Source organism: Haloarcula sp. CBA1127, assembly GCF_001485575.1.
Lineage (GTDB): Archaea > Halobacteriota > Halobacteria > Halobacteriales > Haloarculaceae > Haloarcula.
The window spans coordinates 1,823,539-1,837,099 of record NZ_BCNB01000006.1 but is presented as its reverse complement, the minus strand read 5'-3'; the positions used below and the strand labels follow the sequence as shown (position 1 = coordinate 1,837,099).

Below are 13,561 nucleotides of genomic sequence, written 5' to 3'. Positions count from 1 at the left end.
AGGAAAAAACTTTATCCCCACCAAATGTCGATGAAAAAGAAGTTCCGGTTGTTCGTATCACGGTCTCCTTACCGTAGTAAGTCGACCATACTGAATGTTTCGCCGGGAGTAATTGTCAATTAAGGAACGACTCGATCCGGACCATCGCTTCTTTGAGATCGTCAAGACCGGTTGCGTACGACACTCGCAGGTGGCCCGACCCGCCCTCACCAAAGGCGGTTCCGGGTACGACTGCGACCTGCTTTTCTTGCAGCAGACTCTCGGCGAACTCGCCGGCATCGTCCCATGGACATTCCGGGAACGCGTAGAAGGCCCCAGCCGCCGGGAAGCAGTCCAGTCCCATCTCTTCGAAGCGTGTGAGGACGTACTTCCGTCGGCGGTCGTACTGGGCGGCCATGTCTGTGACCTCGTCGCGACAGTTGTCCAGCGCCTCGATAGCAGCGTGCTGGGCCGTCGTTGGGGCCGACAGCATCGAGTACTGATGGATGCGGTTCATGGCCTCGATGGCCTCCGGTGGGGCCATTGCGTACCCAAGTCTGAACCCCGTCATAGCGAACGCCTTCGAGAACCCGTTGAAAACGACGGTCCGCTCGCGCATCCCGGGGAGGGTAGCGATAGACGTGTGGTCGTGTTCGTACGTAAGGTCGGCGTAGATCTCGTCGGCGAACACGAGGAGATCGTTTTCGCGGCAAAAAGCCGCCACATCCGCCATCTCCTCGGCCGTCATCGTCGCTCCGGTCGGGTTGTTCGGGTAACAGTACACGAGCGCGTCAGCCTCGGCCGCACCGGACGATTCCAGCACCTCTCGGGTGAGCTTGAACTCGTCTGCCGCGCGTGTCGGAACGTCGACAACGTCGATACCGGCGAACGTCGCACCGGGGACGTACGAGACGTAGCAGGGCTGGGCGATAGCGATCGAATCGCCGGGGTTTAGCAGTGCCCGAAACGCGAGATCCAGCCCTTCGCTCGCCCCTGCTGTGACGAGGATTTCCTCATCGGGATCGTACTGCAGGTTGTGTGCCGCCGCTTCGTAGTCCGCGATGCGTTCCCGGAGCTCCCGTTTCCCTCGATTGGCGGTGTAGGACGTCTGGCCGCGTTCGAGTGACGCAATAGCGGCTTCACGGGCCGCCCACGGGGCCGAGAAATCCGGTTCACCGACCCCAAGCGAGATGATGTCGTCCATCTCCTCGGCCAGTTCGAAGAACCGACGGATGCCCGAGGGTGGCACGCTGTCGACCCTGTCCGCTGCTTCGAATGTCATGGTGAGACGGACAGGCGGTCGTCGTCATCGTGGTCGTCGAACTCCATCCCCTGCTCCTTGTACGACTCCATGATGTAGTGAGTCACCGTCTGCGTGATCTCGGGAATCGGCGCGATTTTGTCGCTGATGAAGTGCGACACTTCGCGCATCGAATCGCCCTCGACCTCCAGGTCGAAGTCGTAGTCACCGCTGACGAGGCGAAGCGAGGTCACTTCCGGAAACTTCGCGATCCGGTCGGAGATGTCGTCGTAGCTGGTCTCACGGTCCAGCGTGACGTTGAGTTCGACGGTGGCGCGAACGCGCTCCTCGTCAGTCTCGACGGCGTTCCAGTCGACGACTGCCCCGTAGCCGCGGATAACACCTGCCTCCTCGAACTCCTCGATAGCCTCGGCTACCTCGCTCTCGGAGTAATCAGTCAACCGAGCGATGTCCTCGGTCGTGTAACGAGCGTTCTCCCGCAGCAGGTCGAGTATCTCGCGGCGACTGCTCATACAGTGCCAGCGGAGTGACGCGGACAAAAGCCTTGCTCAATAGTGAGAGAGCGTCACATCATTCGGGTGGAAATGCACCAGACAGTTTTAGTATCTCTGCCGGTTAGGTGTCGACTAATGTTTGAAGAGGGTGGCCAACGGGCTGGTTCTGACACGGGATGGGCACACGTCGCAAACCACGACAAGGCGGCAACAGTTATCGACACGATACTCCGCCTCGACGCGGACGAAACGTATACGAAAACGGCCCTGAGTGAGGAAGCTGGCGTGCCGCTGAAGACGCTGTACCTCGACGGGACGCTCGAAGAGCTGGTGACGGTCGGATTGCTGGAAAAGCACGAAGCGGAGGGGAAAGAGACGCTGTTCTCAGTCGATGACGGGAGCGCCGCGTTCGAGGCAGCGAAAGCCTTCGATACTGCGGCAGCGACGTCGGAAGAAGCGGACAGTTGAACAAAAAGCGGTCGCCTCAGAAGTCAGTGTAGCGCGTCCGTGGACTTTTAGCGGCGACAGTCGTAGCGGAAGGCGATGGTTTCACTCGATTCGGAGTCCGACGTGCTCGGGCGTGGGGACGAAGCACTGCCGTTCGAACTCCCGGGGGCGGACGGGGCAACATACTCACTGTCGGATTTCGTGGACACGGACGCACTACTGGTCGTGTTTACGTGCAACCACTGTCCATACGCGAAAGCGAAGGTTGATGAACTGAACCGTCTCGCGACGGAATACGATGACCTCGCTGTCGTCGGGATCAATGCCAACGACCCCGAGGAGTACCCCGACGACTCCTTCGAGCGGATGCAGGAGCTCGTCGAGCGCGGCGAGATACAGTACGACGCGTATCTATTCGACGAGTCTCAGGACGTGGCAGCCGCGTACGGCGCCCGCTGTACCCCTGATCCGTTCCTGTTTCGCAACGACGGCGGGACGTTCAAGTTGGCGTACCACGGCCGCCTCGACGACGCACCGAACCCGGATGACGAACCCAGCGAGCGAGAGATGGCCATACACGTCGAAACGTTGCTCGATGGCGATCAGATTACGGCAGTCGAGAAACCATCCAGAGGGTGCTCGATAAAGTGGAAGCCCGGTAACGAACCGGCGTACTGGGATGTCTGATCGGGACGGCCCAGCGGGAGCAGGGTCTTCGGGACGAGTGTGTCGCCCGGAGTGAATCGGTGGCCCAGAAGACGTGTTTCGATCAGGACATTCCTAGCTACGGTCACTTTTATGCAGTGATGCGACAGCCGTCAGCATACACCGTGAAAAAGCTCACCGAGGACGCGGAAACGGTCGTCGACGAGATACTCGACGAGCAGTCGACCGAGGCTGACTTCTGGCAACCAAGCCGTAAAGCCCGTCGTTAGATTTCGTCCAGCGACTCGAACCCGCTCCAGCACTCACAGTCGAGGTCGTCGATGGACGTGACCTCGTCCGGAAGCGAACTTATCGGCATCCCGTCGTCAAACTCATCACACTCCTCGATGTGGATAGAAAAGTCGCTACTCGACATGATTGGCATAGTAAGTAATACGCCGTAGTACTGCAAAAATCCTCGGAATCGAGACGGTCCGGGACACGCACTGAGAACCGGTAACACAGAGGGGACCGATCCGGACAGTGTCTCATTTCGAGCGGTTCCTGATTGAATATTACCCTATATCAAGGGAACGCTTATTTGTTGATGGCTTTATGGTTCCTGATACGATACAGTACGCAATGAACTCCGGGAGTGGGACAGTGGACCAGCCTCTGAGCGAGGCCGCGTCCGTATTAGTGCTGGCACGCGGTTCGAGCGACGCCGAACGAGAGGGGTGTGCCGGGTTCCTGACTGAACAGGGAGTCAGTGACTCGAAGGCCATCTGTGTCACAGTGTCTGAGTCCCCCGATTCCCGCCTCTCGCTGTGGCAGCAGCACCTCGACGACGAGATGCCCGAAGAGGCGATTATCGTCGACGCCGGCAGCGAGTTACCGGCTAACTCGCAGGCAGCGGCGTCTGGCGCATTTCCTTCATTGACGCTTGATACCCTTCCCTCGACAGTTGAGCCGATAGATATCGGCGCGACCGTCTCTCGCCATCTCGGTCGACTTGAACAGGCAGATGCACCGCTGCTTCTGTGCCTGCATTCGCTTACTGGCCTGCTTGAGTCCTGGGAACGTGACCGCGTCATCGCGCTGGTGACCGCGTTGAACCGACAATGTGCCGAGATGGACGTCTCCGGCCACCACCACATGGACCCGGAGGCCCATACTGAAGAGACAGTCGAGATGTTTCGGCCCCTGTACGACGTCGTGTACGAGTATCTCCCGGACCACGGCTGGACCGTCACGGCGTCGCAAGACGCGGAGGAGACGCCGACGTTTCGGGACACCGTCACCCCACCCGGCGGCGTCAAGAAGGGGGACCCAGAGGAGCCGGAAACGATTCCGATACCGTACTCATTTGATCAAGTACTGGAACTGATCTCCGCTCCGCGGCGACGCAGTCTCCTGTATCACCTGAAAGACCGGTCAGACGCCGAGGTCCCGCTGGACGACCTCGTCGACCGCGTCTACGAGCGTGAGAAGGCTATCCCAGCCAGAACGACACCGAAGTCACGTGACGAAGTGGGGGTGTCGCTGGCACACAATCACCTTCCGCGGCTGGACGATCTGGGGATTCTATCATACGAGACAGCGGACAATACTGTGGAGTACTACGCTAACCCCGCGCTGGAGTCCGTGATTCAGTACGTCGAACGCCTCGAACTCGGCTAGTTCCGGTCCGGACCCACTCGTTTATGTCGCCGCTACCGGCATAACTCGGTATGGACGAAACCCCGCTCCCGAGGGTGACAGAGCAGTTCGCCCGGACACTGGCGACAGCCAGCGATGCAATCATCGAAGAGATGGACGCGAAAGCCGACCGGGAAGGGTTCCCGACGGTCGGCCCCGCAGTCGGTGGCTGGCTTCGCCTCGTCGCCCGGATGGTCGACGCCGACCGGGTCTTCGAGTTCGGCTCCGGCTTCGGCTACTCGGCGTACTGGATGGCACCCGCGGTATCCGCCGACGGGCAGATTATCCTGACGGAGATCGACGCCGACGAACTAGACGAGGCCCGCGAGTTCCTCGACCGCGGCGGGTTCGCCGCACGGGCCACATTCGAGCACGGTGACGCAATCGAAACCGTCGAGAACTACGACGGCCCGTTCGACGTGGTGCTCATCGACAACGAGAAACACCGTTACGTGGAGGCCTTCGAGGCTGTCCGGGGGAAAGTCCCGGTCGGTGGGGCCGTAGTCGCCGATAACATGATCGAAGCCGGGCCGCTGGAGTTCAAGGAGGTACGGGCGTTGCTGGACGGCGACGATATCGACGCCAACGAAACGAGTCGCGGTATCGCTGCGTATCTGGAACGCGTCGGCGACGACCCGGCGTTCGAAACCGGGCTGCTACCGCTCGGTGAGGCCGTCGCTGTGAGCGTCCGGGTGGAGTGAGCAAGCGGCAGCAACACGCTCCGATTCTCGCCGACGAAAATGCGGGTGCATAGCTTATGTATGAGGGCACACAACTCAGCGGCAACGCTGGTCCTAACGAATGAGTCTGATGATAGATATTCGGAAGCTCGGGTTGTTCAATCAGATGGCTAAAGAGGGCGGTAACACCGTTGCGAACCACCTTAGCCAGATGACTGGGATGGAGACAGAGATGGAGATCACGAAGATCAACTTCATCGATATCCCAGATATCAAAACACACGTCGGCGACGAGAAACAGATCGGTATCAGTATCGAAATGGTCGAAAAGCCCCACGGACACATCCTGTTCCTGTTCAACGCCGCCAGTGCAAAGGACCTCGCCACCGGGATGATCGGCGATATGGGCGAGACGGACCCCAACGCCGACGGCTTCACCGACATGGAGCGCTCGGCGATTCAGGAAATCGGGAACATCATGACCAGCGGCTTCATCGACGGCTGGGCGAACGTCCTCGATACGACCATCGACATCTCCACACCGAACTTCACGTTCGGCCCCGGGAGTGGGATGGTGGACCAGCTCGTTGGTGACCGGGACAACGAGATGGCGCTGATGTTCGATTCCCGCGTCCACGCGCTGGAGTCCAATATCAACGTAAAAGTGTACACGTTTCCGGAACTGGAAGAGCTGGTCGACCTGATGCAGGAAATCGAAGTGTAAGCAGACGCGTACGAACGGGGCGGCGAGCACTGCGGATGAACTCCTTTTCCCTCATGAAAGATTTAGCAGTGTTTCTTGTATCGTGAGTCCCTGCATCATGATATGCCAGGAGGTAGCCCGCAAACTCTACGACCGTTCCTGTGGCGTGCAGAAACACTGTATCCGGACACGGAAGTCGTTTCTCGTACCCACGAGGGCATCGTCCGTCACGACTACGCCGAATACGCCGAGCGGACGGCGCAGTTAGCGAACGCGATCGAGGAAGCCGGCTACGGTGACGGCGAACGCCTCGGGACGTTCTGCTGGAACCACAGCCGCCACTTCGAGACGTACTTCGGGGTACCGGGAACCGGTGCGCAGCTACACACTATCAACCCGCTCCTGCCCGACGAACACATCCAGTATATCGTCAGCGACGCGCAGGACGAACTCATTTTCGTCGACGAATCGCTCCTGCCGAAACTCGAGGGTGCGGCCGCCGAGGATCCCGAGTCCTTCGAAACGGTCGAGCAGTTCATCGTGATGAGCGACTCCGTCCCGGAGACGGAGCTTGATGCCGTTGCCTACGAATCGTTCATCGCCGACCAGCCGACGGAGTACGACTGGCCCGAACTGGAGGAGGACCGACCTGCCGGCCTCTGTTACACGTCCGGCACGACTGGACGACCGAAAGGCGTCGAGTACACCCAGCAGATGCTGTGGAGCCACACGATGGCGATTCAGTCGCCACAGGGGATTCCACTCGACGACGACGACGTCATGATGCCGGTCGTCCCGATGTTCCACGTCAACGCGTGGGGACTCCCGTTCTCAGCAACTTCGGGCGGGGCCAAACACGTTTACCCCGGCCCACAGCCGGAGCCGGCGGACCTCGCGAAGCTCATCGAAGAAGAGGGCGTCACCGTCACCGCCGGCGTCCCGACCGTCTGGCTGGGGCTGATGGAGTACATCAAGGAGAACGATGTCGACCTTTCATCGCTTGAGCGCCTCATCGTTGGCGGGAGCGCCGCGCCGGAAGCGATGATCCGGTTCTTCGACGACCGCGACGTGGAGCTCGTCCACGCATGGGGGATGACCGAGACGGCCCCGGTGGGTGCAGTGGCGTCCCTGCGGAGCGACCTGGAGGACGCCGACTACCAGACGCAACTGGACAAGCGGGCGAAGCAGGGACTCATCACGCCCGGGCTGGAGTTCCGTGTCATCGACGACAACGGCAACGAGGTCCCGCACAACGGCGAGGACTTCGGCGAGCTCCACATCCGCGGGCCGTGGGTGACGACGGAGTACTTCAAGCGGCCGGAAGCGAACGAACAGGAGTTCGAGGACGGCTATCTGAAGACTGGCGACGTGGTGTCCGTCGACGAGGACGGCTACATCAAGATCGTCGACCGGGCGAAAGACGTTATCAAGAGCGGCGGGGAGTGGATCTCCTCACTCGAACTGGAAAACGAACTGATTGCCCACGACGACGTGAACGAAGCGGCAGTCATCGGTGTCCCCCACGAGCGCTGGCAGGAGCGCCCGCTCGCGATGATCGTTCCGACGGCCGACGCCGACGAGGAGACGCTTGGCGATGAACTCCGTGAGTACATCCTCGAGTCCTACCCCAAGTGGTGGGTTCCGGACAACTTCGTCACCATCGATGAGGTTCCGAAGACGGCAACTGGGAAGTTCGACAAAAAGTCGCTCCGTGACGAGTACGCCAACGAATCGCTCGTCGAGGGTCGCGTCCCCGACGACGCCGCGCCGGAATAGGGGAGTGGGCGCGTTTTCAGCAGCTCAGTAGCGGTTACTGGACGCCAGTGACGAGATTCCGGACTTCGGTCCGATAGGTGTCGGGATTAAGTCCGAGATCAACATCGACAGTGACTGTGATTCCGTCACTCAGGTCGTTTTCGACGACCTGCTCGAAGTTCTGTGCCGGGTACGCGCCCCCAGATATGATGACGAAATCGCCGTGGTGCCAGACGGCGAACATCGCCGAGATGTCGATATCGCTGGCCGGTATCTCGACGGCCTCGTCCTCGGTCACGTCGAAGGAAATCCCCTCGAATGGGTACACGGCGGACAGTTCCACCGTCTCAGCTGTTTCCCCGGTGTCGATATCGATTGTCCCCTCACCGGATTTCTCGATGTCGGTCAGCCCCTGCGCTTCCATCTGCTGTTCGAAGCTATCACGGGCGTTCGTTCTGACTTCCGCCAGCAGTTCCTCGCGACCCACGCCAGCCGGGAGATTATCCAGATTGGGGCTGAAATCGACGCGGGTGGCGAAAAACACGGAGAGCGCAGTCTGGACCTGGTCGAGGGTTCGGCTGGCGACACGCTCCTGTAGCTGTTCGTCGGCGTACTGGACCGTACTGGAGACGGCCTCGACCGAAACCGGGCCGTAGCTCCGGTCGAACACTGTCTCCGAGGACTGGTCCGTTCGCGTCCAGCCGCCGTCTTCGAGACGCTGTTTCGGAACGTCCGGTGGTGGTGCCTCGGCTGCAGCCAGAAACGAACATCCCGCAAGCCCGGCGGTTCCGAGGGTGGCTCCGGCGAGCAGGTAGTCTCGACGATTCATGTTCGAGGAAGGCCACAGCCGTGGAAAAGCGTGCTGGCCGATTATCAGGATTTTCCGAAAAACAACTACGACGGTGTTTGGCAGAGTTCCACGGAGTATATGAGTACACAAACCATGATAATTCCCATGGATCTGCTATCCGAGAAACTCGTTCCGGAACACGCACACGAGGTCAAGGAGGAGGCTCGGGAGTTCGCTGCGGAGCATATCGAACCAGTCGCAGGTGAGTACTACGCGTCCGGGGAGTATCCCTGGGACGTGCTCGAAGCGGCCAGGGAGGCCGGCCTCGTCGCACAGGATATCAGCGAAGAGTGGGGCGGGAGCGGCTACGACCTCCAGCAGATGCTTGCGATGGCGGAGGAGCTGTACAAAGCCGACGCAGGGATCGCGCTGACAATCCAACTCGCCAGCTTCGGGGCGGAGATCGTCGAGGACCACGGCGCAGACTGGCAGAAAGAGGAGTTCCTTGAGCCCGTCGCCGCCGGCGATCAGCTTACCGGTCTCGCTGTCTCCGAACCGGAGACGGGGAGCGACCTCGCCGGGATGACGACGGCCGCCGAGAAGGACGGCGACGAGTGGGTGATTAACGGCGAAAAGTACTGGATCGGCAACGGCGTCGAGGCGGACTGGGTGACGCTGTACGCCAAGACCGGTGACGACCCGAACGACCGCTACGGGAACTACTCGATGTTTATCGTCCCGACGGACGCCGACGGCTACCACGCCGAGCACATCCCCGAAAAGATGGGCTTCCGAGCGTCCAAGCAGGCCCACATCGTGCTTGACGACTGCCGGATTCCGGAGGAGAATCTGGTCGGCGTCGAAGGGGCCGGCTTCTATATGCTCGCCGAGTTCTTCAATCACGGCCGCGTCGTCGTCGGCGGACACGGTCTCGGGCTGGCCGCCGCAGCCATCGAAGAAGCCTGGGAGTTCGTCCACGACCGCGAGGCCTTCGGCAAGACTGTCGATGAGTTCCAGGCTGTCCAGCACAAACTGGCCGATATGCAACTCGGTCTCCAGTCCGCCAGAGCGCTCACCTGGCACGCGGCGGAGCGCGTCGCAAACCAGGAGAACGCCGGCTACTGGGCCGCACTGGCAAAGACCAACGCGACCGAAGCCGCGATGGACTGTGCCGAGAAAGGGATGCAGCTCCACGGAGGACGGTCGGTGCTGACGGAGAACCGTATCTCCCGCGTGTACCGTGACGTCCGGATTCCGGTCATCTACGAGGGGGCCAACGATATCCAGCGGAACCTCATCTACAACCAGGCCCCGATGTAATGGGGAGGGCTCAGTCGATCACCGTCGCTTGATTGATTGCGTCGCAAACAACGTGTTTTTCGCGGGAACACCACCCTTCGAGTGTTCTCTGACGAAGCCTCGCTGCCTTTATCATTGTATGACAGGTCATTATCGAATGACCTGAACGGCACAGGTACGCCGAACGGGACGGTTGCTGTAGGGATCAGCCCGGTGATAATGGGCCAGCACACCACCCTACAAGTGTTCTGACAACCCTACACAAGCAATCCGACACCACCATACGAGTGTTCTATCACCACCCTGCAAGTGTTTCCAGTTCGACTACAGCCAGACCAGAATAGTGAACACGTGTTCACACACCACCCTGCAAGTGTTCGCACGGAGGGTATGCGAGCGTCTGAAATCTACGAAAACACCACGCTGCAAGTGTTTTTGTGGCGTTGTTCGGAGTTCCGATTTGCCCTTGCACACCACCGTGCAAGTGTTTCACGTACTGCTTGAGGTGGGTGAGAGTATGCTGGGACACCACCCTGCAAGTGTTCCAAAAGGCCGTTTTGGGCGTGATTTGCGCCGAATCCGGGTTGACACCACCCTGCAAGTGTTTTCGAAACGGAATACCGTGGTGCGGCGACAGGACGGGGTGACACACCGGTCTGCAAGTGTTCTACACACTGCAGCGGAGACAAATACCACATAATCACTCGTTAGCACTCCGGGGTCGCGGTCTATCGTGGGCATACACACACCACCCTGCAACTGTTCTGGACTGCACAGTAGAGAGACTGCCGCTGAACACACACACACCACCGTGCAAGTGTTCTGCCGTGTGAGCCGGAGGGGGGCGTGCAAAGACGCTGGCTACGTGAACTGCCAGAGGTTCTGTTGCTCGTCGTCAGTAGTGTCCGGTGCCTCAAACTCAGTCGCCTCGTCTTCCAGATAATGTTCGAGAATCCCGTTGACGTTACTCGGCACGGCATCGCTGTAGGAGGATTGGAGTGCAGCGTTGATGATATCGGTCGGATCGTCAGTGACCTCGTAAATGTATTTGCGCCCACCCTTGCGACCGAGATTGCGTTCGGCCGAGCGGACCAGCCCCTGCATCGAAAGCTGGTCGAGGAACTCGTAGATTTTCCGCTCGGATTTCACTCGGCGGCCGCTCGACTCCGCGATAGAGGAGTAGAGGTTGTAGATCCGTTTCGTCGACGCCTCGTGTTTCGGTTCGATGAGCGCAAGCGTCGTCGCGAGATACGTCAGTGCCTGCTGTGAACTCAGGTCATGCTCGAAGTAATCAAGGAGTTCGTCAGTCTCAATAGTATCTGTCGCGCGACGAGTGTGCGCTTCTGTCACACCATCCGCACCCTCCATCCGCGCGTACTCCCCGGCCTTTTCGAGGATTCGGAGTCCCTGCCGAACGTCGCCGCGTTCCTGTGCCGAGAAGGCGGCCGCCAGCGGGACGACATCTTCGCCGAGCACGTCCTCCCGAAACGCGATGTCGGCGTAGTAACCCAGAATGTCTCGGAGTTCGGTCGCGTCGTACGGGCCGAACTTGATCTCTCGCTCCCCCAGTGTCGATTTTACCTTGGGTTCCAACACGTCGACGAACTTGAGGTCGTTCGATATCCCGATGAGCCCGACCTTTGCATCGGTGATCGGCGTGTTCTCGTTCGCTTCAGCCCGCGGCAGTTCATACAGGAAGTCGTTCCGCGCGTCCGCTGGAATGTTGTCGATCTCGTCCAGAATGATGAGGACGTTCCCACCGACAGCCTCGATCTCCTCGTAGAGGAACTCAAAGACGCTGTCAGTGCTGTAGCCGCTCTCTGGCAGTTGGTTCTCGGGCTCCCGGAACTCGTTAACGAGTGTGTTGACTAGCGCGTACGCTGATCGGTAGTTCCGGCAGTTTATCGGACCGACAACAGTGAGCGGGATGTCCTCAGCCTCGGCTTTCTCTTCGAGTTTGTCCCGGACCCACTTCGTAACAGCAGTCTTTCCGACTCCCGTTGGGCCGTAAACGAAGACGTTGTTGGGGTCGTGGCCGACGATGACGTCCTGAAGCGCGTTAATGTAGAATTCGATCTCCTCATCGCGGTGAAAGATCGTATCCGGCGTGAACGTGTCTTTTTTCAGCGGTTGCTTTCGTTCGAAGATCGCGTCAGTCCCATCGAACGGGTTCTCGTTCACGTCGACCATCGTATGCCACCTTTTGAGTGACTCTATATAAAACCAGTGACCACCGTACAAGTGTTTCAAGTGTTTTCACGCCGAACAGTCACACACCACCCTGCAAGTGTTCCTTCGATCTCTCTCGAAAACAGCCACGAGCAGTCTGCTGCACCGATCCCTCGTCTAGTACACTTGAGTCCTGCGGTTCTCGACTATCTCGTTCTAGACTATACCTAGAACTAGTAATGTATTTATATATTTTACGGTATATGCAATTATCTCATATTTATGATCGAACGGCCTATTTCATAGAAACCCATCTATAGGGCCCTAGAACACTCATATCCGTATGTACGGATGGTATTCTGATCATGCACTCTCAGTAGAATCGAACAACCCGACTTTCTTTTAAGTATGTAGAAGAACCCTCCCCCTCCCCATCCCCATCCCTGCAAACACCGAGAACACTTGCAGGGTGGTGTGTGTGGGTCCCGCTTTTCCCGGATATTTCGCTATAAAAGTACCTCGGCGTCGATACAGCATGACACCCCTTCCACAGCGAACGGCTGGTTATATAGCGAGCTAGCCCATCACCCGCGGCGCACGGCACCGCTCTTTACTTTGTGACAGCCCGTATACACTGTATGGACGACCTCGCAGTGACATTCGTCGACCGGGGCCGCGTACAGGCTGACCGAAATTTCGTCGTCGACGGCCACAGCGTCGCAACGGCCTCGGACCGCGACCCGGAACACGAGTACGAAACGTACGTCGTGTGGAACCTCGTCATCGAGACGCCCGAGCTAACCGTCCTCTGGGACACCGGCTCTCATCCAGAGGCCGGCGACGGGTACTGGCCGACGCCGCTGTACGAGGCGTTCGCACACGTCGATGCTGCCGAGCACACCCTGCCAGCAGATCTCGAAGATGTGGGTTACAGCATCGGTGACATCGATGCCGTCGTGATGAGCCACCTGCATCTGGACCACGCCGGCGGCCTGCACAACTTCGCAGGAACGGACGTGCCGATCTACGTCCACCGCGAGGAACTCCCGTACGCGTACTACAGCGCCAATACGGACGACGGTTCTATCGCCTATCTCGCCAGCGACTTCGACCGCGACCTGAACTGGGAGATCGTCCACGGCGACAGCTATCATCTTACCGATGGTATCGAACTGCTCCACCTCCCCGGCCACACGCCCGGGCTCATGGGGGGCTTCATCGACCGCCCGGGCCAGTCGCTCCTCGTCGTCGGCGACGAAGCATACGTCGAGGCGAACTACGCAGGACAGTCCATGGCGACGAGCCTCCTGTGGAACAACGGCGCGTGGAAGGAGAGTCTGGAACGATGCCGCGACCGCCAGCGTGCCACGGGGGCCGAAGTGCTGCTCGGCCACGACCTCGCGGTGTTTGAGGACGTAGCCGGGACGACGGACTGAGACGCGGTCTGCGTCAGGTCAGTCCCAGACGGCGACGAGCGTCCGGCGCTCGCCGTCTTCAGTCGCCACGACCAACCGGTCTTCGTGGCGCTCGACGACGGCCCACACGCCGAAAAACAGGTGCAAATCCAGTTCGAGACCGTTGACGCGTTCGCCGGTCTCTTCGATACGGAACTCTCGGGACGCAGCAACGTCCGTCATGTCA

The 13,561-nt window shown here is 59.6% G+C and carries 15 protein-coding genes; 9 read left to right on the top strand and 6 right to left on the bottom strand.

The annotated features are described in order from the left end of the window. Positions 1-115 precede the first annotated feature (115 nt). Together AV059_RS13935 and AV059_RS13930 are read right to left on the bottom strand one after the other, a co-directional pair. Complete coding sequence (locus AV059_RS13935) at positions 116-1,261, bottom strand: pyridoxal phosphate-dependent aminotransferase (RefSeq protein WP_058995313.1); 1,146 nt, start codon at positions 1,259-1,261, stop codon at positions 116-118. Beyond that, positions 1,258-1,752 (bottom strand): Lrp/AsnC family transcriptional regulator, encoded by a 495-nt coding sequence (locus AV059_RS13930; protein ID WP_008313373.1) that lies wholly within the window; start codon positions 1,750-1,752, stop codon positions 1,258-1,260. The genes AV059_RS13935 and AV059_RS13930 overlap by 4 nt, the downstream gene beginning before the upstream one ends. A gap of 117 nt (positions 1,753-1,869) precedes the next feature. On the opposite strand from AV059_RS13930, the gene AV059_RS13925 reads away from it, so the two are divergent. The 3 genes from AV059_RS13925 to AV059_RS23005 all read left to right on the top strand — a co-directional run bounded on the left by AV059_RS13925 (position 1,870) and on the right by AV059_RS23005 (position 3,116). Then, positions 1,870-2,202, top strand: coding sequence for a hypothetical protein (locus AV059_RS13925; RefSeq protein ID WP_058995311.1), 333 nt, complete (start codon positions 1,870-1,872; stop codon positions 2,200-2,202). A 75-nt stretch (positions 2,203-2,277) separates the two neighbouring features. Continuing rightward, positions 2,278-2,868 carry a thioredoxin family protein gene (locus AV059_RS13920; protein ID WP_058995310.1) on the top strand — a complete coding sequence of 197 codons (591 nt, stop codon included), beginning with the start codon at positions 2,278-2,280 and terminating at the stop codon, positions 2,866-2,868. 119 nt (positions 2,869-2,987) lie between these two features. Next, positions 2,988-3,116 (top strand): hypothetical protein, encoded by a 129-nt coding sequence (locus AV059_RS23005; protein ID WP_255356153.1) that lies wholly within the window; start codon positions 2,988-2,990, stop codon positions 3,114-3,116. Here the strand turns inward: AV059_RS23005 and AV059_RS22460 are convergent. Beyond that, positions 3,113-3,271, bottom strand: a complete 159-nt coding sequence (locus AV059_RS22460) for a hypothetical protein (RefSeq protein ID WP_014040640.1) — start codon at positions 3,269-3,271, stop codon at positions 3,113-3,115. The genes AV059_RS23005 and AV059_RS22460 overlap by 4 nt on opposite strands. A gap of 197 nt (positions 3,272-3,468) precedes the next feature. On the opposite strand from AV059_RS22460, the gene AV059_RS13915 reads away from it, so the two are divergent. From AV059_RS13915 to AV059_RS13900, 4 genes are all read left to right on the top strand, one after another. Then, a complete protein-coding gene (locus AV059_RS13915; RefSeq protein ID WP_058995308.1) occupies positions 3,469-4,506 on the top strand; it encodes a hypothetical protein in 1,038 nt (345 codons plus the stop codon). 50 nt (positions 4,507-4,556) lie between these two features. Further along, a complete protein-coding gene (locus AV059_RS13910) occupies positions 4,557-5,225 on the top strand; it encodes an O-methyltransferase (protein ID WP_058995305.1) in 669 nt (222 codons plus the stop codon). Positions 5,226-5,325: 100 nt separating this feature from the next. Then, positions 5,326-5,928: a chemotaxis protein CheC gene (locus AV059_RS13905; RefSeq protein ID WP_023843310.1), complete on the top strand. Its 603-nt coding sequence runs from the start codon at positions 5,326-5,328 to the stop codon at positions 5,926-5,928. Between the two features lie 102 nt (positions 5,929-6,030). Then, positions 6,031-7,683, top strand: coding sequence for a long-chain fatty acid--CoA ligase (locus AV059_RS13900; protein WP_058995303.1), 1,653 nt, complete (start codon positions 6,031-6,033; stop codon positions 7,681-7,683). Between the two features lie 34 nt (positions 7,684-7,717). Here the strand turns inward: AV059_RS13900 and AV059_RS13895 are convergent, their stop codons facing one another. Further along, the gene (locus AV059_RS13895; RefSeq protein WP_058995301.1) at positions 7,718-8,491 is read right to left on the bottom strand and encodes a DUF6517 family protein; all 774 of its coding nucleotides are present in this window, start codon (positions 8,489-8,491) and stop codon (positions 7,718-7,720) included. 126 nt (positions 8,492-8,617) lie between these two features. Between AV059_RS13895 and AV059_RS13890 the strand changes: the two genes are divergently transcribed. Continuing rightward, a complete protein-coding gene (locus AV059_RS13890) occupies positions 8,618-9,772 on the top strand; it encodes an acyl-CoA dehydrogenase family protein (RefSeq protein ID WP_058995299.1) in 1,155 nt (384 codons plus the stop codon). An 840-nt stretch (positions 9,773-10,612) separates the two neighbouring features. On the opposite strand, the gene AV059_RS13885 is transcribed toward AV059_RS13890, so the two are convergent. Then, positions 10,613-11,941, bottom strand: coding sequence for a Cdc6/Cdc18 family protein (locus AV059_RS13885; protein ID WP_058995297.1), 1,329 nt, complete (start codon positions 11,939-11,941; stop codon positions 10,613-10,615). 617 nt (positions 11,942-12,558) lie between these two features. On the opposite strand from AV059_RS13885, the gene AV059_RS13880 reads away from it, so the two are divergent. After that, entirely contained in the window at positions 12,559-13,356 is a 798-nt protein-coding gene (locus AV059_RS13880; RefSeq protein WP_058995295.1) for an N-acyl homoserine lactonase family protein, read from the top strand. A gap of 18 nt (positions 13,357-13,374) precedes the next feature. On the opposite strand, the gene AV059_RS13875 is transcribed toward AV059_RS13880, so the two are convergent. Continuing rightward, positions 13,375-13,557 (bottom strand): hypothetical protein, encoded by a 183-nt coding sequence (locus AV059_RS13875; protein WP_058995293.1) that lies wholly within the window; start codon positions 13,555-13,557, stop codon positions 13,375-13,377. Positions 13,558-13,561 lie beyond the last annotated feature (4 nt).